Origin of the sequence: Microseira wollei NIES-4236, assembly GCF_020521235.1 — a bacterium.
Taxonomy (GTDB): Bacteria; Cyanobacteriota; Cyanobacteriia; order Cyanobacteriales; family Aerosakkonemataceae; genus Microseira; species Microseira wollei.
In genome coordinates, this window is the sequence record NZ_BLAY01000024.1 from 1 (window position 1) to 22,709 (window position 22,709).

Annotated in this window: 12 protein-coding genes; 11 read left to right on the top strand and 1 reads right to left on the bottom strand. The window is 47.1% G+C overall.

The genetic code is table 11. The features are described 5' to 3' along the window. The 5 genes from MiSe_RS09870 to MiSe_RS09890 form a co-directional block, all read left to right on the top strand. Window positions 1-4,166 (top strand): glycosyltransferase (locus tag MiSe_RS09870; protein WP_226578197.1); only part of this gene is annotated, 4,166 nt, incomplete at its 5' end. Window positions 4,167-4,260: 94 nt separating this feature from the next. Then, window positions 4,261-5,394: a class I SAM-dependent methyltransferase gene (locus MiSe_RS09875; RefSeq protein WP_226578199.1), complete on the top strand. Its 1,134-nt coding sequence runs from the start codon at window positions 4,261-4,263 to the stop codon at window positions 5,392-5,394. After that, complete coding sequence (locus MiSe_RS09880) at window positions 5,394-6,146, top strand: sulfotransferase domain-containing protein (RefSeq protein ID WP_226578201.1); 753 nt, start codon at window positions 5,394-5,396, stop codon at window positions 6,144-6,146. Before MiSe_RS09875 ends, MiSe_RS09880 begins: the two co-directional genes overlap by 1 nt. A gap of 81 nt (window positions 6,147-6,227) precedes the next feature. Then, window positions 6,228-7,508: a glycosyltransferase family 4 protein gene (locus tag MiSe_RS09885; RefSeq protein WP_226578203.1), complete on the top strand. Its 1,281-nt coding sequence runs from the start codon at window positions 6,228-6,230 to the stop codon at window positions 7,506-7,508. Between the two features lie 427 nt (window positions 7,509-7,935). Then, on the top strand, window positions 7,936-9,414 hold the full coding sequence (locus MiSe_RS09890; protein WP_226578205.1) for a calcium-binding protein: 1,479 nt from the start codon (window positions 7,936-7,938) through the stop codon (window positions 9,412-9,414). Window positions 9,415-9,734: 320 nt separating this feature from the next. Here MiSe_RS09890 and MiSe_RS09895 read toward each other — a convergent pair whose 3' ends face one another. After that, window positions 9,735-12,482, bottom strand: coding sequence for a methyltransferase domain-containing protein (locus tag MiSe_RS09895; RefSeq protein ID WP_226578208.1), 2,748 nt, complete (start codon window positions 12,480-12,482; stop codon window positions 9,735-9,737). A 429-nt stretch (window positions 12,483-12,911) separates the two neighbouring features. Here MiSe_RS09895 and MiSe_RS09900 point away from each other — a divergent pair, with 429 nt between their 5' ends. From MiSe_RS09900 to rfbC, 6 genes are all read left to right on the top strand, one after another. Next, window positions 12,912-13,655 (top strand): peptidylprolyl isomerase, encoded by a 744-nt coding sequence (locus tag MiSe_RS09900; RefSeq protein ID WP_226578211.1) that lies wholly within the window; start codon window positions 12,912-12,914, stop codon window positions 13,653-13,655. Between the two features lie 94 nt (window positions 13,656-13,749). Further along, window positions 13,750-16,740 carry a peptidase domain-containing ABC transporter gene (locus tag MiSe_RS09905; protein ID WP_226578214.1) on the top strand — a complete coding sequence of 997 codons (2,991 nt, stop codon included), beginning with the start codon at window positions 13,750-13,752 and terminating at the stop codon, window positions 16,738-16,740. Window positions 16,741-16,852: 112 nt separating this feature from the next. Next, the gene (locus MiSe_RS09910) at window positions 16,853-19,024 is read left to right on the top strand and encodes a beta-barrel domain-containing protein (protein ID WP_226578216.1); all 2,172 of its coding nucleotides are present in this window, start codon (window positions 16,853-16,855) and stop codon (window positions 19,022-19,024) included. Between the two features lie 715 nt (window positions 19,025-19,739). After that, complete coding sequence (locus MiSe_RS09915) at window positions 19,740-20,282, top strand: glycosyltransferase (protein WP_226578220.1); 543 nt, start codon at window positions 19,740-19,742, stop codon at window positions 20,280-20,282. 13 nt (window positions 20,283-20,295) lie between these two features. Then, window positions 20,296-22,059, top strand: coding sequence for a hypothetical protein (locus tag MiSe_RS09920; protein ID WP_226578223.1), 1,764 nt, complete (start codon window positions 20,296-20,298; stop codon window positions 22,057-22,059). Between the two features lie 43 nt (window positions 22,060-22,102). Beyond that, complete coding sequence (gene rfbC, locus MiSe_RS09925) at window positions 22,103-22,648, top strand: dTDP-4-dehydrorhamnose 3,5-epimerase (protein ID WP_226578226.1); 546 nt, start codon at window positions 22,103-22,105, stop codon at window positions 22,646-22,648. Window positions 22,649-22,709: the final 61 nt, after the last annotated feature.

Consider the following 22,709-nt stretch of genomic DNA (forward strand, 5'->3'; position numbering starts at 1 on the left):
GACAACTCAACGCCAAGGAAACAACATTACAAGCAGCTTTGGCAAAATTGGTGCAAATCGAAACCGAATTAGGCACAACTCAGGGACAACTCAACGCCAAGGAAACAACATTACAAGCAGCTTTGGCAAAATTGGTGCAAATCGAAACCGAATTAGGCACAACTCAGGGACAACTCAACGCCAAGGAAACAACATTACAAGCAGCTTTGGCGAAATTGGTGCAAGTCGAAACCGAATTAGGCACAACTCAGGGACAACTGGATAAGGCGCAGACTCAATTAAATATAGCGCAAGCAGAATTAGAGCGATCGCAAACAGAATTATCTCACACCCGCACTGAGAACGCAGCCCTCGCCGCCGAAATTGCGGCGATGAAATATTCTAAATTCTGGGAGTTGCGACAAAAATACTTGGCATTAAAACGCCGCCTGCGCTACCTGATCAAACCCTTTATATTTGCCATCGACTTTCCCACCAGTTGGAATATCGCCAATGGGAATTTTCAAATATGCGGTTGGTGCTGCAATACCCAAAATACCCAATCTAACATCCAAAGCATCCGCGCCAGAGTGGGAGAGCAAATTTTCCCAGGAAATTATGGCATGGCGCGGTCAGATGTCGCCGCCGCGTATAGGGAAATTAAAGGTGCGGAAGCATCCGGATTTGCTATTCCAGTTTCCCTTAATTCGGGAAAGCACAACCTGGTACTAGAAGCGTTAACCGAACCGGGAAAATGGCAACGATTCGCCTCCTACTCCTTGGTAATTTCACCATTGTCAGCAGCAATTGACGCGCCAAAAGATTGGGAACAGAAAAGCGGCACTATATTATTTTCAGGTTGGTGCTGTCATCCCCAGCAGAAAATTGAACAACTAGTCCTTTGCGTCGGCGATATTTCTGTAGAATGCGCCTATGGAAATTACCGTCCAGATGTGGGGAAAGCTTACCCAGATTGGCAAGATAGCGCCGCCAGCGGATGGGAAGCAAACGCCGCCATTCCGCCGGGAAGTTGGCAAGTTTTGCTCAAAGCAACTTTGGAGAATGGAGAAGTAGCATTATTTCAAGCACCGCTACCTTTAATTGTGCGGCGAGACTTGGCGCTTGAGAATTGGAAAAACCAATTGCAGACAGCGACAAGATTTGTAGAAGTCGTCAGGAAAAAAATCTACGAAAGGCGCATCCGACTTGGGGGTAGGTTGCTACCAAATCCGGGAGAAATACCCCGCTTGGTGAGAAAAATTATTAGTCTTTATCGGGAACAACAGTCAAAGACAGAATTAGCGACCCCTGGGTTTAATATTCCTCAACCCATAGAACCATACTCAGCTTGGTTGCAGGTTAACCAGTGGAATCAAACAGCAGAAGCATATCTGCTGGCGCGGTTAAATACCTGTCGGGGAACATTGCCGAAAATATCGGTAGTGATGCCAGTTTATAACACTCCGGTCGAGTTTTTAGAGCGCGCGATCGCCAGCGTCACCAACCAAGTCTACCAAAACTGGGAACTCTGCATCGCCGACGACTATAGCAGCAACCCCGATATCCCAAAATTATTGCAAAAGTGGCTGACAAAAGATAACCGCATCCGCGTTATTTATCTGCCAAAAAACGGCAACATCAGCGCCGCCACCAACAGCGCCGCCAGCTTAGCAACCGGGGACTATTTGGTATTCTTAGACCACGACGACGAACTTACCCCCGATGCATTAGGGGAAGTCGCCTTATACTTAGCAGAAAATCCAGAAACCGACTTTCTTTATTCCGACGACGACAAAATCGACACCAACGGACAACGCTACGCACCTCAATTTAAACCCGATTGGTCGCCAGAATTGCTACTTTCCTACATGTACTTTAGCCACTTGTGCGCCGTCAAACGAAACTTATTTGAAACCCTGGGCGGAATGCGAGTCGGGTTTGAAGGTTCCCAAGATTACGACTTCGCCTTAAGGGCAACAGAAAAAACCAATAAAATCGCTCATTTACCCTTAGTCCTTTATCACTGGCGCGCCACACCCGGATCGACCGCTATCACCGGCGCTGCAAAACCAAAAAGCTTCATCGCTGGAGAAAAAGCAGTGCAAGAAGCATTGCAGCGACGAGGGATAAAAGGAACCGCTTATCAACCCGAATGGGCGCTGAGATTGGGATTAGGATTATATTCCCATAAATTCCCAGACACCGGCCCCTCGGTTGCAATTGTTATTCCCACCAAAAACCAGGTAAGCTTACTGCAAAATTGCCTAACTTCCCTGGAAAAAACCACCTACCAAAATTACCAAGTCGTCGTCGTTGACAACGAAAGCGACGAAGCGGAAACCTTAGCATATCTAGAACAAATTCCCCATCGCGTCTTAAAAGTGAAAAATCCCGATGGGAAATTCAACTTCGCCGCCATTAACAACCGCGCCGCCGAACAATTCGAAACCGACTATCTGCTATTCCTCAACAACGACACCCAAGTCATATCCCCAGATTGGTTATCTCAAATGATAGGATACGCCCAAATCGAAGGCGTCGGCGCAGTCGGTGCGAGATTGCTTTTTCCCGATGGCAGAGTGCAACATGCTGGAGTTATTCACGGGATGCATCACGGGTTAGCCGGACATGCATTTAAACTAATAAATAAAGACGACGGCGGATATCTTTCTTACGCCAAAGTGACGCGAAATTACTCCGCCGTCACCGCAGCTTGTCTGCTGACGCCGCGACAGTTATTCCTAGAATTAGGCGGATTTGACAAGATAGAATTCGCCGTCGCTTACAACGATGCAGATTACGGTTATCGATTGTTAGAAAAAGGGTATCGCTCCGTTTATTGTCCCACGGCAGAATTTATTCATTACGAGGGGAGTACGAGAGGATTTAGCGATAACCCCAAAGAAAGAGCAAACTATCGGCAAAAGTATGGAAAAAAAGTAGACTGCTTCTACAGTCCGCATCTTTCCTTAGAAAACGAACAGGTACAAATCCAAGCGCGACGGATTTTCACCGGGGATATACCAACCCTAAAAATCCTCATGTGCAGCAACGATTTAAACTTCACAGGTGCGCCGCTGCATCAATACGAAATTGCCGTAAATCTTGCCAAAAAAGGAGCGATCAAACCCATCGCTTTCTGCGTCAATGAAGGACCATTGCGAGAAGTATACCAACAGCAGGGAATAGAAGTCATCGTGCGGGAACATCCCCTGGCGAATATTTATACCCGAGGTGCATACGACGAAGCACTGCAAAAGCTGGGAGAAGAAATTAAGCAACTCGATATCGATCTAATCTATGCCAATACCCTGAATAACTTTTTCATGGTAGATTGCGCCAAGAAAATCGGCATTCCTTGCGTTTGGAACCTGCACGAAAGCGAACCTTGGCAAACATATTTCAACCATTTCGGCGCAGAAATAGCATCCCGCGCCTTAGAATGCTTCGCTTATCCTTACCAGATCGTTTTTGTCGCCGATGCGACGCGGGACAGTTATTTACCGCTGAATACTCAGCATAATTTTACCGTGATTCATAACGGTTTAGATATAGAACGATTGGATGCAGCAGCGCCAGGGTGGACGAAATTAGATGCGAGAAAATCTTTGGAAGTGGAACCCGAAGATGTGGTAATTTTGCTATTGGGGACAGTATGCGATCGCAAAGGACAACAAGACCTAGTTCGCGCCCTCTCCCACCTACCCCAACAACACCATACCAACATTCGCTGCTTCATCGTCGGCGATCGCCCAAATTACTACAGTCGCCAACTGGCAAAATTAGCAGCAGAACTACCATCATCCTTACAACGGCGATTAACAATAGTACCAGAAACGGCAGATACAGCCAGATATTACCAAGCCGCCGATATCTTTGTCTGCACTTCCCGCATCGAAAGCTATCCCAGAGTGATTTTAGAAGCAATGGCGTATAACCTACCCATCATCACCACCCCCGTATTCGGGATTAAAGAACAAGTCCGTCCCGGAGTCAACGGGATATTTTATCCACCAGGAAATGCGGCAGAATTAGCGAGTGCGATCGCATCCCTCCTAAATAATAAATCCCTCCGCGAACAAATGGCCCAAAACTCCCGTTACGTCCTCCAATCTTTAACCACCTTTGACGAAATGACCCAAGCTTATGCCCAAATTTTCCGCGAAGCTTATCTTAGCCAAAAATAGATTATCAAAAATAATCCATCCTTCCCTCAAACATAAACTTCGACAGTTCAAAATCAAACTAATATATATATCCCGATTATATGGAATAGCAAAAATGTTTAACCTCGATACCCCAACGAATAAAAAAATAAGCTATATCACCAATTTTTCCGGGTGGTTCATACCTGAAGAAAATCAAAAAGTACGGCTGAATGTATCCCTGAACGGTAAAACCTATGTTACTCTATCTCATGGAATCCTCCGCCCCGATGTAGCAGCAGCTTTTCCCCAACAAGAAAATGCATTAAACAGCGGTTTTTCAGGGGATATTCTCATTCCCCATACAATCAAACCAGGGGAAATTATAGAAATTGAAATCTCCGAACAAAATCAAAATATTTCATTATTAAAAAAAGAATTTACCTTGGTGGCTAATGAAAGCCAACAACTGCAACCCAGAAAGCGAAAATTTGAACTAAAACAATTGCTATATTGCCCAGAATGTGGAAGCAAACTAAATCAAATAGATCGGTCGTGCGGAGTTTGCAATTATCCAGTTTATACCAGAGGCAATACCCCCCACATCCTGCAAAAAGGAGATTTGCCATTTCTCAGGCTAACAGAAACCGAAAAAACCCATCCCTATTCCCCCTATGTTATTGAACTTTTGACTAAAATAGGAGATGGACTCGTTCTAGACTTTGGTGCAGGAAACACCCCCGAAGGCGACCTAAGACCCAATATTTGCTATCTTGACGTACAGCAATATCCCCACACCGATATTGTATGCAACACAACCAAATTACCTTTTCCAGATGCCATCTTTGACGCAGTTATCAGTCAAGCAGTATTTGAACACATACCCAATCCATTCCTAACCGCTAAAGAATTACATCGAATTTTAAAGCCAGGGGGTATAATCTTTATCGATACAGCTTTTATGCAGCCACTACACGGCGATCCCAGTCACTACTTTAACATGACACTGCACGGCCTTCGTTTAGTAATGTCTGATTTTGAAGAGTTACGCAGTGGAATTAGACCTTATCAGTATCCTTCCTTTGGATTTATCATGCAGCTCGAAGCCGTTTTACCCTATATTACTCAACAAGCGTGGAAAAATAAATTACAAGATTGGCGTGAATTCCTTTTAAAAGAAGGTAAAAATCTAGACATGGCCCTGGGAAAAAAAGGTCGAGAAATTGTGGCAGCCGGAGTATTTTTTGAAGGTATAAAAGCAGTAAAATAATGGGATGTGAAATAGATTTTCTGATAATAGGCGCGCAAAAATGTGGCACAACATCCTTGTACAACTACCTAATTCAACATCCGCAAGTAGTACCCGCGCGCACAAAAGAAGTGCATTATTTTGACCTAAACTTTGACAAAGGAATCTCATGGTATCAAGACCAATTTCACCCAGTTGATCGCCAAAATAAAATGCTCGCCGGAGAAGCTAGCCCCTACTACATCTTTCATCCATTAGTGGCGAAAAGAGTACAACAAATATTGCCAAAAGTCAAGATAATTATATTATTGAGAAACCCAGTAGAGCGAGGGATATCCCATTACTATCACGAAGTAAGATTGGGAGTAGAAGACAAAGGGATAGAGGAAGCGATCGCATCCGAACCCACCCGCCTAGCAGGCGAAACCGAAAAGATCGTAGAAAACCCCAACTATTACAGCTTCAACCACCAACACTACACCTACCTTTCCAGAGGCATATACCTAGACCAGATCAAAAACTGGATGAACTTCTTCCCCAAACAACAAATTTTAATCATCAAAAGCGAAGACCTATACAACCACCCGCCAACCATCCTAAATCAAGTCTGTAACTTCCTAGAAATACCCCCATATCAACTCCCAGACTATGGTAAATATAATGCAGGAGAATACCCACCCATCGACCCAGCAATGTACCAACGCTTACAAACCTACTTCCAACCACACAATCAAAACCTAGAAAACTACCTAAACACAACCCTTAACTGGTAACAAAACCAAACACCTCTTCTTCTCTCTTCCTTCGTGTCCTTCGCGCCTTCGCGGTTCAATAATTCAATAAATTAGATCCCAATGAGAATCCTATTTTTACATCCCAACTTTCCCGCCCAATTTCGCCACGTCGCCGCATTATTAGGTCAAGACCCCAACAACGAAGTAGTCTTTGCTACCAAAGTCGAAAACCCAGAGTGGCAAATTCCCGGAGTCCGCAAAGTCATGTTTCAACCGAGTCGCACCCCCCGCGCCGAAACCCACCACTACGTGCGATTCCTAGAAAGCGGCGTCCTGCACGGACAAGCAGTATTCCGAGTAGCAGAACAACTCAAATCAGAAGGATTTGTCCCCGACATCGTCTACGGACATTCCGGGTGGGGACCCACCTTATTCGTCAAAGACGCCTTCCCAAACGCCGTCCTGCTATGCTACTTCGAGTGGTTTTACCACTCCATCGGTTCCGACGCCGACTTTGACCCGGCAGACCCCCTCACAGTCGATGACATGGCGCGCATCAGAATCAAAAACGCCCCCATATTAATCGACTTATACAGCTGCGACTGGGGCATCTCCCCCACCCACTGGCAACAATCCCAATTTCCCAAAGAATTCCATAGTAAAATCAGCGTCCTCCACGACGGCGTCGATACCGACTACTTCCAACCCAACCCAGACGCCAAACTCATCCTACCCAACCTCGACTTATCAGACGCAGACGAAATTGTCACCTACGTAGGACGAGGCATGGAACCCTATCGCGGCTTTCCAGAATTTATCGAATCCCTCGCCTACCTGCAAGAACGCCGTCCCAACTGCCACGTAGTAATTGTCGGTTCAGATCGCGTCTGCTACGGCAAATCCCTACCCAACGGCGAAACCTACAAACAGCAGATGCTGAAAAAAGTCCCCTTAGACTTATCGCGGGTTCACTTCGTCGGCACCTTACCCTACGGACTGTACCTGAAAGTAATTCAAGCATCCTCAGTTCACGTTTATTTAACCCGACCTTTTGTATTATCTTGGTCAATGATTGAATCGATGTCCACCGGGTGTTTAGTCGTGGGATCGGATACGCCACCCGTGCGCGAAGTGATTCAGGATGGAGAAAATGGCTTGCTAGTAGATTTCTTCTCCCCCAAGCAAATAGCTGACCGCATTTGCGAAGTATTAGACCATCCTACCCGCATGGCAGAAATCCGCGCCAAAGCAAGACAAACCGCCGTAGAAAAATATGCCCACCAACAGTTGCTACCCCGCCACATCCAACTAATTCAAGATGTGGCAAATCGATCCTTCCCACCCGACCTCAGCAAAACCAGTTACCAATTGACACAGGGTCAGGATTTAGCGGTGCGGTAGAAAAAATTTGCCAAATCTTGCAGCAGAAGGTTCACAAACTCCGGTATGATAACCATCGTTGTTAAAAATTTCCTATAGAAGGGGAACTATAACAGCAGTGCCACAGTCATGAAAGCTTACGCAAAAAACTAAAGAAACTGGGTTGCTAGCCAAGTCCGGCGTTGCTGAAAAGATTTATTCTCGTTTGAGAAACCCGGTTTGAAGCGTCAGTATTATTCATGGGGCGGCAACAATCTTTAGCTGGGGCGCTGTCTAAGTAATTGGAGAGAATCAATGATGCAAGCTATACTACTGGAGGCTCTGCCAGCGAAACCAACCGAGAAATCTGGCTGGTCAGCTCAATCGGCAAGCAGCCATTGTAGAAACTTTGTCGGATATATCATCAACATATCCAGTACACGACTACAAAATGAGGAGTGAACGATAAATGGCTGAGATTATACTTGCGCCGGGACCCGACAACACGATAGTCGGTGCTGCTGGCGATACAATATATGGACTGCAAGGGGATGACACGATCAGAGCCTTGTCGGGAAACGTCATACTTTATGGCGGTAAAGACAACGATAGCCTACTCGGCAGTGGCCCCAACAGTACGCTTTATGGCGACAAAGGTAGTGACTACCTCACCAGCGTCAGCCAAAGTTTTTTGATCGGCGGTGATGATAACGACACCCTGAAAGCAACTTTTTCCGATACCTTGTACGGCAGTGCGGGCAACGACAGCTTGATCGCCGCTCAAAGCAGTATCCTGTATGGCGGTAAGGGTAAGGACAACATGGTCGGCGCGGCGGGTGCGACGCTCTACGGTGACGCCGATGATGACAATCTCGTTGGTGCAGGCGGCGGTTTGTTGTACGGCGATGATGCCAAGGGAGAGAAATCCGGTAACGATACGATCGCCGCTCTTGGTGGAGATACGGTGTATGCCGGTCAAGGGGACGACAACATCACAGTCAAGGCATCAGGGGCAATCATTTTCGCTGGTCAGGGTGCTGACACCATCGCGCTTGACGCTGCGGTGCAAGGCAACGTCACCGTTTTAGGTGGTCAAGACGATGACATCATCATTGGTAAAGGCGGTCGCAGCGTCCTGAAAGGCGACAAGGGCAACGACTCCCTAGTTGGGTCAGAAGGTGCCCCTGGTGCTAATAGCGACTCCCTCTATGGTGGTGCCGGTGCCGACACCCTTGTAGGTACTACTCAGAAGGACTTTTTAGTCGGTGGCGATACTACAACTACTAACGACACCGCACCTGGTGCCGACGTTATCGACTGCAAAGCTGGCGAAGACACCGTCTACGGTGGTGGTGGTAATGACAATATAAACGCTGGCAGCGAAAACGATCTCGTCTATGGCGGTAGCGGCGGTGACACCATAATAGCTGGGATAGGTGACGACAAAATGTTTGGTGGTGCTGGTAATGACAGCATCTTCGGTGGCGATGGCAAGGACAGCCTCACTGGGGATGATGGCAACGACACCTTGATTGGTGGCAGGGAAAACGACGTCATCACTGGTGGTGGTGGAGCCGACTTCTTTGTTTACACCAAAATTGAGCTTCCTGACGGCAATCCATTAGGGGCAAGCAAAGTCACCAACTTAACCGAACTTGGGCTAGACACCATCCTAGACTTTCAGTCAGGTGTAGACAAGATAGTTCTAGGAAAAGACTTGTTTGGCGATCCGTTAAACGATCCAACCAAGACACCAGGAGTTGCAGTCGTTACATCCGTCGATGCGGCTAAGCTTGCCGTTGCACCCCTGGTTTTAGACAAGAGTACTGGTTTCCTCTACTTCAATCAAAATCTTGGTCAGCCAGACTTTGGTACTTTTGCAGAGGGCAAGTTCCTCTTTTTACAAAATGCTACCACCCTCACCAACACCGACTTCATCATCGTTTAGTAGGTTGTAGAAGTAGGTACTAGGTTGGGTTGAACCCAGTGAACCCCGATATAAACCAAGCATCCCGGTTTCTTCAAGAAACCGGGATTTTTAATCGCCAAATTATTAACTTTCTGAAGTTGGGTTTCCTTACCTCAACCCAACCTACAATTCTAATTAACCCAAGTTGCTAGTTATAACTCTCGTGGGTTGCACAGCAGAAGCTAATCGCAAGCTTGCTAATTGCTGATGGGAATATTTTTCGGTTCTACCAGCCATTAGCTATTAGCCATTAGCCTGTCTTCAGCCCTCAAAAGATAACTAGCAACTTGCGTTAATTATCAGCCAAACAACTCTGGCACTCGACTTCGCAACTCCTCATTTAACCTGGGTAATTCATCTCGCATTTGCAAATACCAATCCCGCCGCTGTTGATAGTGCTGGGATAGCAAGCGATTTTCCTTCACCCACTCATAGGCATTTGCTGCTAACTGATGCCGGAATTGCGTATCCTCAATCAATTGCCGCAACTTCGCCTCGAATTCATCTACCGAACGATAGATTAATCCAGTTTCCCCTTCTAAAATCGCTCCCTCATATACTGTAGGACTCGACAACACCGCCACCCCATGTCCCGCACATTCAATAAACTTGAGGTCAGATTTCATGTTATTAAACCGGGTAGGATTGAGCGGCAACAAACCAATATCGCAAGCGTGCAAAATTTCCTGATAACGCTCGTAAGGACAAAACGGTTCTAACTCCTTGTGGGGCGTTTCCAATGCTTCAAAAAACTGCTTATCGTAAATTACCTGCACCCGCACTTTTTCCCCATAATCTGCCAGTATCCGATTCAAAGCAGGCATAATCAAAGCCCAATCTTCCTCGCGGTTCAGCGCCCCAAAAAATATTTTTATCTCTCCATCTTCACCGTACTGCCTCTTTTCTGGTAGATAAGCAAGCTGATTTTGAAATACCTTCACATTAGGATTAATTTGCCGCAAAAACTCTGCCAAAGGTGCGGTAGAAGTTTGCACGCAGTGACAAACGCGGTAGGTAAAAAATTGATTTTCTGCGTGAGCGGGCCAACGCATGGGATCGTCATCAATTTCTGCTATAATTAAATATCCCCGTCGCAACAATTCTTGTATTTTGGGAATATCATCGGGCGCTTGCAAAAAGCCCCGCTGCCAAATCAATACCTTTTCTTCTCCAGGCTGAGCTATGCTCAAATCGGCGGTTTTCACCGCCGCCACGGTCCGCACCCCTGGAATCGTAGAACTGAGGCGGTCTGGCTCCAAAACTCGCACTCTGTCGCAAGCCAAAGGCGCCATCATCATCGTTTGAATCAGCAGACGCCTGGGTTGTACTGAAGATTTAATTGCGCGCACCAGATACTGGTAAGCACCAGTTTGGAGGGCAAATTGAGCCTTATCGACACCCAAAGCTGGGAGTACCGGCGCTATCACCTGCTGGAACTTTTCATAATCGGCTCCTTTATTTGCCCGCGTTTGAATTTCATATACTTGTAACTTTGCAGCGGCAAATAGTTGCTTGATGCTATCTAAGGTAAAAAAGCGCAAGTGGGTGCGGTCGAGCAAGCCTTCATCTTCGTACTTCCAGTTGCCCCGCAACAGCTTGACGAGCAGGCTCCAGTGCTGCACGTTGGGGATACATGCCAAAACTTGACCTTCCGGTTTTAACCAGGCTGCGTGGCGCTGCATCACCGTCCAAGGGTCGTACAGATGTTCCAGCACGTCGCCATAAACCAGGCAATCTATCGTCCCCTCTGGGATATCTAGCGCTAGGTTTGGGTCTTCGGCACTTCCCACCACTACACGGTCTAGTCTATTTGCGGCGAATTGTGCCGCTTCTGGGTTCAATTCCCAGCCGATGTATTGGCAGTGGGGATTGATGCGCTTGTAGTGTTCTGCCAAAGCACCCGCCCCGCAGCCAATCTCAACAATGACCTTAGCATCAGCGGGCAATAACCTGAGCAAATCTGGATTAATGCGATTGTAATAGTCAGGCAGAGCCTGGGTAATAGCGTTCCCAGGCAGAGCCTGGGTAATAGCGTTCCCAGGCAGAGCCTGGGAACGAGGGTCAGCGCTCCCCTGCTCGCCAACAGGGGCGGGTTTAGTTAAATTATCTGTTTGAGTTTTCAGCTTATCGGTAAAACCCGCCCCAAAAGCGCTCTCCTGCTCCTCTGCTCCAGAGCTTCCTTGCTTTGCAGCGCCGCTACAAATTTTTAACACTTTTTCACCCCAGCCGGAAGCAAAATGCTCGATTTCCAAGAAGTTGGCATTTTCGGGGGCTGATTTGTAAGTGCGAAAAGTCCGCATAATTCCCAGGGTAGCGGCACTTTCTAATGGACCGAACCAACTGGTATCTCGGTCTAAAAAGTGAGGCTGTCGCACCCAGTGGTTCATTTGGGCGACATTCAAGAAATAGCAAGCTGCATGGGGATTGGATGTCCGCAGGAAGCGAACGCTGTTGCCCATAATTTGACCTTTCAATTCCGGCTGGTCTTGCAGGTCTTGATATTTAGCGGTAAATTCAGGTGCTAGGTTGGGATCGATGTAGGTTTTGCAGTTGGGGCCATCGAGGGATACTTCGTAGCGATGGGGCATAAGTAAGCACATATTCCCCGCTTGCTGGGTAAACCAGTTGAGTTTGGTAAACAACCAGGGGTCGTGCAAAATCCCGTCGTCTTCCAGAAAGCAGAAATATTCGTAACTGCCCAAACAGTCCCGCAGTAGCGCCTGACACTCAAACCCCAACATCATCGGTTCGACGCGGGTTGGATAATGTTTGTACAGATGGGAAGGCAACCTTAGTCGATCCAATAGGTGGCTACCTTGGGTTGTGCAGATTACAACATCAATTTGATGCGCTTGGGGCTGATTCGCCGGAATTGTTTTGCGTTGGTCAAAGTCCGCCACCAGCTGGGAGTTGCCAAATAACTGGTGCAACGCCGTGACGCAAGCCGTTAGCGCCTCGATGCGCGGCTGGGGGTCTTTTCCCAGGGAAGCGTACCGCCCATCGCCAAGAGGTTTAAAGTAGTGGGGGATGGTGAATAAAATCCGCATAGAGAGCTTCAGGAGAGGGTCTTCGCCGATTTTTTACAATTGTTTAAAAATTATCCCGGTTTTCCAGATTTGCAATGGTATATTAAAGGGTTAAAGTCGATTTGATCGCATTTTGCTAAAAGTCTGGGAAAAATATCCGAGGTTTGGTAATAAATCATAGGCGATTCGGTGCAGTTATTGCAGTTGCAATCCGTTTGGCGGCTTTTCTGGAATTTGACGGTTTTCGATTGTATACCAAGGTTAAAGGCGGCGGATATCTGTTTGGGGCAAAATCCCTGGCGCGAAGTCTCCGTTCGTAGTAGGCGATGGCAGCGCCGTTGGGCGCCCTTGGGCGCCGTCGAATGGTAAAATCCCCACAGAATCAGGTTAACTTAGTATCAGGGTCCCATCTCAATCGGCAACCGTAAAAACTTCTATCAGTAGTAACTAATGGCACAAGTGTTTCAAGCTGGCAATAAAATAATTCAAGCAGAGGAAATGCTGGTATTATTAGGTAGGTATCAAATGATGCCGCAGTTTTTACGCGGGCTGATAATAGATGAAGCGATCGCTGATATAAATTGTACAGAAGAAGAAAAGGCGGCAGCGCTCGGGCAGTTGGAAGCGCAATATCAGCTGACCACCCCGGAAGCGAAAGAAGCTTGGCTAACGAGTCAAAACTTGACACCAGAACACCTAGAAGAAATCGCCACGCGACCCGTGCGGCTGGAAAAATATAAGCAAGAAACTTGGGGACATAAGGTCGAGTCTTATTTCCTGGCACGCAAACCCTATCTGGACCAAGTGAGATATTCCCTGCTCCGCACCAAAGACCTGGGTTTGGCGAACGAGTTATACTTTCGCATCCAAGGAGGGGAACAATCCTTTGCCGAAATCGCCAAAGAATACTCTCAAGGGGTAGAAGCGAATACGGGGGGTTTATTGGGACCAGTTCCCATCCGTCAACCCCATCCCCTGATTAGTCAACTACTATCAGTAAGCAAACCCGGTCAACTTTGGCCGCCCCGCGCATTAGCCGAATGGTTTGTCATAGTCAGATTAGAACAATTGATTCCCGCCCAACTCGATGACGCCATGCGCCGCCGCTTAATCGACGAAATGTTTGAAAGTTGGATGAACGAGCAGATCAAACAAATGGGGCAATTGCAACTGGTAGAAACCCAGCCAGAGTAAGCAGTAGTAGGATAGGGGATCTGGAGCAGGAGAGCAGCATGACCAATTAGCAATTAGCAATTAGCAATTAGCAACTACCGAATCTAAAATTACTATGACCCAAGCAGTTTCTCGAACGCAAATACAAGCTTTTCTGGCCCAGACAGAGCCGTTCTCGCAACTGGGAAGCGCCGCATTACAAAAGCTGGCAGGGGAATGCGAAATGCTGCGCTATCGCATTGGACAAACGATCCTGCAACGAGAGGCGCTGCCTGCGAATATATCGATAATATACATCGGACAGGTGCGGCTGTTGGGACAAGACCATCGCACGCAAATGCCCGTAAGCTTAAAGTTAGCAGGGCCCGGTGAAGTCCTGGGGTGGGGATCGCTGGTGCGGGGAGTGGGTTGTGAAACAGCGATCGCCTCCACCGAATCGATCTGCATTACCGTTCCGGCAGGGGTATTTCTGGCCTACCTGGAGAAAGAAGAGGCATTAAAGAGGGCATTTCGCGATCGCGCCAATGCCTGCGAAGTTGCTGCACTGCTGAGTGTGGAATTGCAGCGCCGCGCCCTGGGGGACGCCAATCTGAAAGAATTAACCGTCCAGGTGCTGCCGGGTGTAGAAGTGCTGAATTTTCCATCCGGCACGCCGCAAATCCCGGCATTAGATGCGGGAAAACTATGGCTGGTCAGCAGCGGCACCATCGGTGCCTTCTCAGAAGGTAGCCGATTTCCCACGCAAGAATCCGGCAAATGGCAGCCAGTCCGAGGCAAACAAGGGGTTAGATTGCTGGGGTTGCCAATAGTCAGCCAACCCGAACCAGAGAATCCCAGCGAAACGCTGCAAACGCAAAGCCAACCCGTCCCCGACAGCGGAGAATCACCCTATGAAGCAATACCGCTAGCGCCTGATATCCCACCAGGGCTTTCGGAAACAAAAAAAGAAGAACGGGAAAACTTCCCCTTCGTGCGAGGCAGGGGAAAAATTGAAGCGCCTTTAGCTTGCTTCAAAATGCTGAGCCAGCATTTTGGCGTGCCATTTCGCCGCGACATCCTGCGCAAAATATTAGATAACCAAATCAAATCCACCGGCAACATTACGCTGATGACCTGCGGGGCAGTAGCCGAAACAATGGGTTTAAAAGCCCGACTGGTAGAAGTACCCGCCCAAGCTCTCTTCAGATTATCAGCACCAGCATTAATTCAATGGCAAGATAGCTTTGCCGTCGTTTATAAAATTACCGAAAAAGAACTGGTTTTAGGCGTACCGCAAGAAGGAATTCGCCGCCGCAGTCCCAGGGACTTTACCGAAACTTGGGGAGCAAAGGGACAGGTGCTGTTGCTGGAAGCCCGTCCCGAAGGAGTCAAAGAAAATTTCAGCCTCCGCTGGTTTTTACCATCTATTTCCAAATATCGCAAAGTCCTGATCGAAGTTTTTATCGCCTCGTTCTTTGTCCAGCTGTTTGGACTTGCCAACCCGCTGATCACCCAGGTGATTATCGATAAAGTACTGGTACAGCGCAGTATCGATACCCTGCACGTGTTGGGAGTCTTTTTGCTAGGCGTGGGGGTGTTTGAAGGGCTGTTAACCCACCTGCGGACGGTTTTATTTGTAGATACCACCAACCGGATTGACGTCACCCTGGGTTCGGAGGTAATCGATCGCTTGCTGACCCTACCCTTAAATTATTTCGACCATCGTCGCGTGGGGGAACTAGCAGGGCGGATAAACGAATTGGAAAACATTCGCTCGTTTCTGACCGGGACAGCACTCACGGTCGTGCTGGACTCGGTATTCTCGGTGATTTATATCATCGTGATGATAATTTACAGCGTGCCCCTGACGGTTGTCGCCTTATTAACCATCCCGTTATTCGCCGTCTTGACTTTAATTGTCGCCCCGATCGTACAGCGGCAGTTACGCACCAAAGCCGAACGCTTGGCGGATAGCCAGTCGTATTTAGTCGAAGTGCTTTCCGGCATCCAAACCGTCAAGGCGCAGACAATCGAGTTAAAATCTCGCTGGAACTGGCAAGAAAAATATACCCGCTACATATCGGCGGGGTTTAAGACAGTGCTGACCTTTAGTACCGCCAGTTCGCTATCGGGCTTTTTCAACAAGCTATCGGGACTGCTGCTGTTGTGGGTAGGGGCGTACTTGGTGTTGGACAATAAGATGACCCTGGGGCAGTTAATTGCGTTCCGGATTATTGCTGGTTACGTTACCAGTCCCTTGTTGCGCCTGGTGCAACTGTGGCAAAACTTCCAAGAAACCGCCTTATCTATCGAACGGTTGAGCGATGTGATGAATGCCACTCCAGAGGCAGACGAAAGCAATCGCAGCAATATCACCATGCCGCCGATTGAGGGAGGAGTCAAGTACGAGAACTTATCGTTTGGATTTAATCCAGGCGGACCGCTGCAACTGGTGAATGTGAATGTAGAATTCCCAGTGGGAACCTTTGCTGGGATTGTCGGACAAAGCGGTTCGGGAAAAAGCACGCTGATGAAGTTGCTGGCGAGGCTTTACGAACCAACCGCAGGGCGAATTCAAGTCGATCAATACGATATTGCCAAAGTCGAACTTTACTCGCTGCGGCGGCAAATCGGCATGGTGTTGCAGGATACGCTGCTATTTAACGGCACCGTGCGGGAAAATATTGCCCTGACAAATCCGGAAGCCAGCGACGAAGAAATTATAGAGGCCGCTAAAATAGCAGTCGCCCACGATTTTATTATGTCCTTGCCCCAAGGGTATAACACGATAGTGGGGGAAAGGGGGTCATCCCTATCTGGGGGACAAAGACAGCGGATTGCGATCGCGCGCACCGTGCTGCAAAATCCCAAAATGCTAATCTTAGACGAAGCCACCAGCGCCCTAGATTACCACTCAGAACACCAAGTCTGCGAAAACCTAGCAGCAGCCTTTAGCCATCGCACTGTATTTTTCATCACCCACCGACTCAGTACAGTGAGAAATGCCGATGTGATATTGATGATGGATCAGGGAAGCGTGGTGGAACAAGGAACGCACAAAGAATTAATGGCACTCAAAGGCCGTTACTATTGCCTCTACCAACAACAAGAATCAGGACTGTCTTAAATCGGATGGCGTTCCCAGGCAGAGCCGTGGAAACTACGATAATAGGTAATAAGAAAGCTTGTTACCAATTACCAATCACCAATTACCAATTACCAATTACCAATGAAGAACTATGACCAACAAACAATTAATCGATCATTCCAACGGAAATGGCAATGGCAACGGCAATGGTAAGCACAATGGGGCTACCACTGTCAAGGACTTTAAACCGATTTATTTGCCCAGCCCAGAACCCGTTGTTGTCCCCAAAGTAGTCGAATTTAAACCCAGCGAACAACCCGTCCTGATAGGACGACCAGGTTGGTGGTCCCACGCCTTTGTTTGGGTAATTGTGGGGATTACGGGGTCCGGGATTGCTTGGGCGTGCCTTGCGCCCATCGAGCAAGCTGTACCCGCCATGGGTAAATTAGAAGCCGTGGGGGCAGCTAGAGAAGTGCGGGCGCCCAACGGCGGCGTCGTGCGGGAAATTTTCGTTAAAGACGGTCAAAAGGTGAAAAAAGGCGACCTGCTGCTCACCTTTGACCCCAGAGCGCCCCAAGCCGATTTAGAATCGTTGAAAAAACTGCGGGACACGCTGTTAAAGGAAAATCAGTTTTATAACGATGCCAAAAATGGCAATATGGCGGGAGGGTCGCCAGAGTGGCGCAGTCTGATGGAGTCGCGCAACGCCCTCCTATCAGAAAACGAGTACTTGAGGGCGCAGCTTTCCGGCGGCAAAACGGCGGGAAGTGGCGGTGGGGACTTCAACGCCAACCAACAAAGACTGTTAGTAGCCAGTCGCGCCGAAATTCAGTCTCGCGTAGCCGCAGCCAGATTGCAAGTCCAGGAATTAGGAACGCAACTAGGGCAGGTGCGGGGACTCCTAGAAGCTTCTAGGAAACAATTACCCATGCAGCAGGCGCAATTAGAAACAGCAAAGCAGCGATTCCTCACCGCCAAAGATCAGCTAACCACAGCCCAGGCGCAATTACCCAGGGCAGTAGAACAACTGCAAACCGCTAGGGCGCAATTAAACAGGTCCGTTGAGCAACTGGAAACCGCTAAGGCGCAATTGCCCAAAGCACTTGAGCAGTTGGAAGTGGCTAAGGCGCAATTACCCAGGGCAGCTGAGCAGTTATTAGTGGCAAGGGCGCAAGTACCCAAGGCAGCTGAGCGAATTGAAACGGCAAGGCAGTTGCTCGAGACGGATCAAGCTTTGTATAACAAAATCAAACCCGTGGTAGATGCAGGGGCGCTGTCCGAACTGCAAGCTCAACGGCAACAGCAACAAATTTTGACGCGCCGTCAGGAACTCGCAGCAAGCGAAGCGGACATTTTGACCCGCAGAAATGAAGTGGTGACAAGGGAATCGGAAATCCTGCGCCGCCGTCAGGAAATTACTGCCGGGGAATCGGAAATCCTGCGCCGCCGTCAGGAAATCACCGCCGGGGAATCGGAAATTCTGCGCCGCCGTCAGGAAATTACCGCCGGGGAATCGGAAATCCTGCGCCGCCGTCAGGAAATTACCGCCAGTTATGGTGAAATTGCCAATCGCCAAGGCGAAGTCGCGGGTCGGGAAGCGGAATTGTTGAAAACTCAAGCCGAAATCGACCGCTTAGTCAAGGAAGAACAACGCATCCAAGTAGCGATTGGTCGGGCGCAGGAACAGTTGCAAAATACGGTGGCTTTATCGGCGAAAGATATCTTGACGAAAATTGCCGATAATCAGAAACGGGTGGCGGAAATTGATAGCCAACTCGCTCGCTTCCGCTTGGAAAATCAGAAAAAGCTCGATGAAATTTCCAGCCAAATTGTGAAAGCGGAACAAGCAGTTCAATACCAAGAATTGCGGGCGCCAGAAGATGGGATAGTGTTCGATTTAAAACCGAATTCACCCGGATATGTCGTCAGGTCAATTGATAACGAACCAGTGATGAAAATTGTACCTGGAGATAACTTAGTCGCAGCCGTTCACCTGCAAAACAAAGATATCGGACACGTCAAAGAAGGGATGGATGTAGATATCAGCGTTGAATCCTTCCCTTCTACGGAATTTGGCACTATCAAGGGCACATTAAAGTTGATTGGTCGGGATGCCTTGCCGCCGACCCAGGAACGTCCTTTCTATGCGTTTCCAGCTGAAATTGAGATGGAGCGCCAGACAATTAACGTCAACGGTAAGGAATATAATCTCCAATCTGGGATGGCAATTAATGCGACGATTAAGGTGCGTAAGCGCAAGGTGATCGATATCTTTACAGAGTTGTTCCAGAAGTCAACCGATAGTCTCAAGACTGTCAGGTAATCAGCTAACGCCTGTTGCTAGTTATCCCGTTGTTAATTGCTAATTGCTAATTGCTCATATAGCATTTTTCCTTCTATTAGCCCCACTTTACGTTTGAGATAACTAGCAACTTAAGTTAATCGGCTAAAAAGCACCATCTGGGAAAACTGTGGGGGTAATTGCTGCCTCCACAGTTTTGTTTTATACATGGCTTGAACCCACACGCCTAGTAAGCAGAAGAGGGAAGTTATCAGATTGATAGAAGCAGGACTTATATCATGTCCAGTAGCAACGGTTGTGTAACTGCTAATAGCTAATCGCTAATGGCTGTTCTGGAGGCAATTGACAAGCTTGCAATTAGCAATTAGCAATTAGCCATCCATACACTACCGATACCTCAGGACATGATATTACGCTCATATTCCGGGTTTCGATCAAAAATCGAGTCCGCAGCAAGAAACAAAGGTGATAGGTTTGTCGTGGGTAAGTCCTAATCAGAAAGAAAAACGATCTCGGTTCTAGATGGCGCGATCGCTTGTAAAATTAACCAAAAGTGATTTGCCGAGTGGATACCCTGGGCGAAGGCTGCCAACGGTTGCGATCGCTCTGATTTAATGGTATAGATGGTCGGAGAAAAATTACAGGGATTGATGGAGCGATTCTCCCCGTGGAGACGCAACGCAAACGCAACAGAAGTGAGTTGAGGTTTCTGTATTAGTGGTGGGAGAGGAAGTCAATGACAAATGCAGATTATTCCGTTGTTATTCCAATCTATAACGAGGAAGAAACGATTCGGGAGTTATGGAAACAACTGTCTAAGGTTTTCAAACAACTCGATGGCGATAGCGAGGTGATTTTTATCAACGATGGCAGTTATATTAGCGGTTTAAGATCCTATGCAGGATTTAAACAAACAGGTATTGTGGTAGAACGCGGCCCGCGATATAAAGGTGAGCCAAGGGTGACGGTACTCAAGCTGTTTAAACTGGCGTTTGATGGCATATTTTCCTTTTCTACAATTCCTTGGAAAATTTCTACTTTCTTGGGATTTGTATTGGCGATCGCTTCCTTTATCATCGGCCTGATTGGACTGGATTACAAGTTAATTTTGGGTCAAGAGTTTTTAGAGTGGAATCAAGGATTGACGATCGCTTTGTTTCTCGGCGGCATTCAACTCATTTCTTTGGGCATTATTGGAGAATACATCGGGCGGATATATGATGAGGTGAAGCAGCGCCCTTACTATATAATTAGAGAGCCAATTGGATTTGAAGAGTAAATTAAGAAATAGCATGAATGTCAGCAAATTTAATGTTAAAGAAGTCGGGGAAAAACTGGCTTTTTTACTAGCAATTATTCCGGCAATTTTGACGGGAATCCTCATCGTCAAGTACGGTGTCAACGTTTTGTTTTGGGATCAGTGGCCTTTGGCCTCGATATTTGAGAAAATTTATGCGGGCAATCTGACGTTTCAAGACTTGATTTCCCAGCACAACGAAAGCCGGAAATTCTTTCCGCGGCTGCTGTTTATAGGGATGGCATACCTAACGGGGTGGGATGTGAGATATGAGATGTTAGTTATCTTTATTTTGGCTTGCCTAGTCTCGTTTAATATTTACCGTTTAAGCTTACTCACAGTTGGGGGTAGCAGGGTAAAATTGCTTTTGCTAGCATGTTTGTCAAATCTGTTAATATTTTCACCGATTCAGTGGGAAAATTGGCTGTGGGGTATACAAGTAGTCGTATTCGTTCCCATTGCCTGTCTCACAACCTGTATATTAGTGGCCTACTCTAATTTATCCTTAAGAATTAAGATTTTAATCGGCATTGTTCTAGCAACAATTTCAACTTTTTCTTATGCCAATGGCTTGCTATGCTGGGTATTGGTTTTTCCAGCAATTGCTTTGGCTAAACCAAAGGCGTCCCAAGAATTGCTGAAGCAAAAATGGTTAATCGTAGCCTGGTTAGTTGGATTTATATCCAATGTTGTTCTGTACTTTTATGATTACAAAAAACCTCCCTATCACCCCAGCTTTAGCGAAGGGTTGCTGCACCCAATTAAAGCGGTAAATTACTTTTTAGCATTTTTGGGAGCGCCCTTGGCTCAAAATAAATTAACCGTCGCCACAATTGTCGGGGCAATTTTAATAGTGACTTTTATCGGATTGGTTCTGTACCTGCTAAAATTTTGGCATCAAAACAACTTACTACATCGCACGACAGGGTGGTTAATTATCGCTGGGTATACCCTGATAAGTGCAGCGATTACAACTTCAGGAAGAGTTGGGTTTGGGGTCAAACAGTCCCTGTCTTCTAGATACGCAACTTTTGCGGTATATTTAGCAATTACTCTGATTTATCTGGTGGCAATAATTCTGGAAGATGCCGAAATTAGAAAAATTATATCGCGGCGAAATTTAGCATTAAACCGAATTTTATCATCGGTGCTAACAATCCTGATATTCTTGCATGTAATAACAGCGGGGTATGGGATTAAAAAGATGCAAGAGCTCCAGGTAAGCCATTATAAAGGAAAAGCTTGTTTGCTGTTGATAAACCTTGTCAAAGATGATGATTGCCTGAAGCGAATTTGGGCAGATACCAACGATACAAAAACCAAAGTAAACGTTTTGAATAACATGGGATTTTTCAAGCCAAAATTGTTGAAAAGTAATAAAATTGAAAAGAGCGAGGGGAACCAAGTATCTGGGTTGGATTATGGATGGTTAGATCGAATAGATCGAGTCGGTAAAGATAAGTATAGGGTGAGGGGATGGGCAGTTTTACCGGAAAAAGAAAGGCCAGCTGATGGCGTGGTTCTGAGTTATAAAAATAAGAATGGCGAATCAATTGCGTTTGCCGTAGCTTCCACGGACATAAAAAGAACAGATGTGGCAAAAAGTTTAAAGAATAACGCCTACAAGTATTCGGGCTGGGAAAAATTTATCGCCTTGGATAAAATGCCGAAATCAGCAGAGAAAATCAAGGCTTGGGCTTTCGATGCCGAGACGGGGAAAGCTTTTGAGTTGAATGGCTCTCGCAGCATAGCAAAATAATATAGATTGGGATAGGATAGCCAAAGATAGGGGAGGATTGAAAGTGAACGTTGTCACGACAAAAATAAATGATGTTCTGCTAATAGAACCTAAAGTGTTTGGAGATAGTCGGGGCTTTTTTTACGAAAGCTACAACGAAAAAGCGTTTGCGGAAAAAACAGGCGCAACGGTCCGCTTCGTCCAAGATAACCACTCGCGATCGGCTAAAAATGTCCTGCGAGGTTTGCACTATCAAGTGCAAGAACCCCAAGGAAAGTTAGTACGGGTAGTTGTAGGAGAAGTGTTTGATGTAGCGGTGGATATTAGAAAAAGTTCGCCGACGTTTGGGCAATGGGTGGGTTACCATTTGAGTGGGGAAAACAAACGGCAACTGTGGATTCCCGCCGGATTTGCCCACGGATTTTTGGTGGTTTCAGAAGTGGCGGAGGTGTTGTACAAAACCGACAACTACTATGCACCACAGCACGAAAGGTGTATCCTGTGGAACGATCCGGATTTAGCGATAGATTGGCCTTTTGATCAATCTCCCATCTTATCCGCTAAAGACGAAGCGGGTAAATTGTTTAAGGAAGCAGAAGTGTTTGAATAAGTCAAGGGTCATGGTTAATTCAGCAAGTCCTGCCTGCTGAAACCACGAGCAATTACCCATT

Coding starts and splice junctions, on each gene's coding strand:
- MiSe_RS09875 (WP_226578199.1), top strand. CDS start 4,261: ATGTTTAACCTCGATACCCCAACGAATAAAAAAATAAGCTATATCACC.
- MiSe_RS09880 (WP_226578201.1), top strand. CDS start 5,394: ATGGGATGTGAAATAGATTTTCTGATAATAGGCGCGCAAAAATGTGGC.
- MiSe_RS09885 (WP_226578203.1), top strand. CDS start 6,228: ATGAGAATCCTATTTTTACATCCCAACTTTCCCGCCCAATTTCGCCAC.
- MiSe_RS09890 (WP_226578205.1), top strand. CDS start 7,936: ATGGCTGAGATTATACTTGCGCCGGGACCCGACAACACGATAGTCGGT.
- MiSe_RS09895 (WP_226578208.1), bottom strand. CDS start 12,482: ATGCGGATTTTATTCACCATCCCCCACTACTTTAAACCTCTTGGCGAT.
- MiSe_RS09900 (WP_226578211.1), top strand. CDS start 12,912: ATGGCACAAGTGTTTCAAGCTGGCAATAAAATAATTCAAGCAGAGGAA.
- MiSe_RS09905 (WP_226578214.1), top strand. CDS start 13,750: ATGACCCAAGCAGTTTCTCGAACGCAAATACAAGCTTTTCTGGCCCAG.
- MiSe_RS09910 (WP_226578216.1), top strand. CDS start 16,853: ATGACCAACAAACAATTAATCGATCATTCCAACGGAAATGGCAATGGC.
- MiSe_RS09915 (WP_226578220.1), top strand. CDS start 19,740: ATGACAAATGCAGATTATTCCGTTGTTATTCCAATCTATAACGAGGAA.
- MiSe_RS09920 (WP_226578223.1), top strand. CDS start 20,296: ATGAATGTCAGCAAATTTAATGTTAAAGAAGTCGGGGAAAAACTGGCT.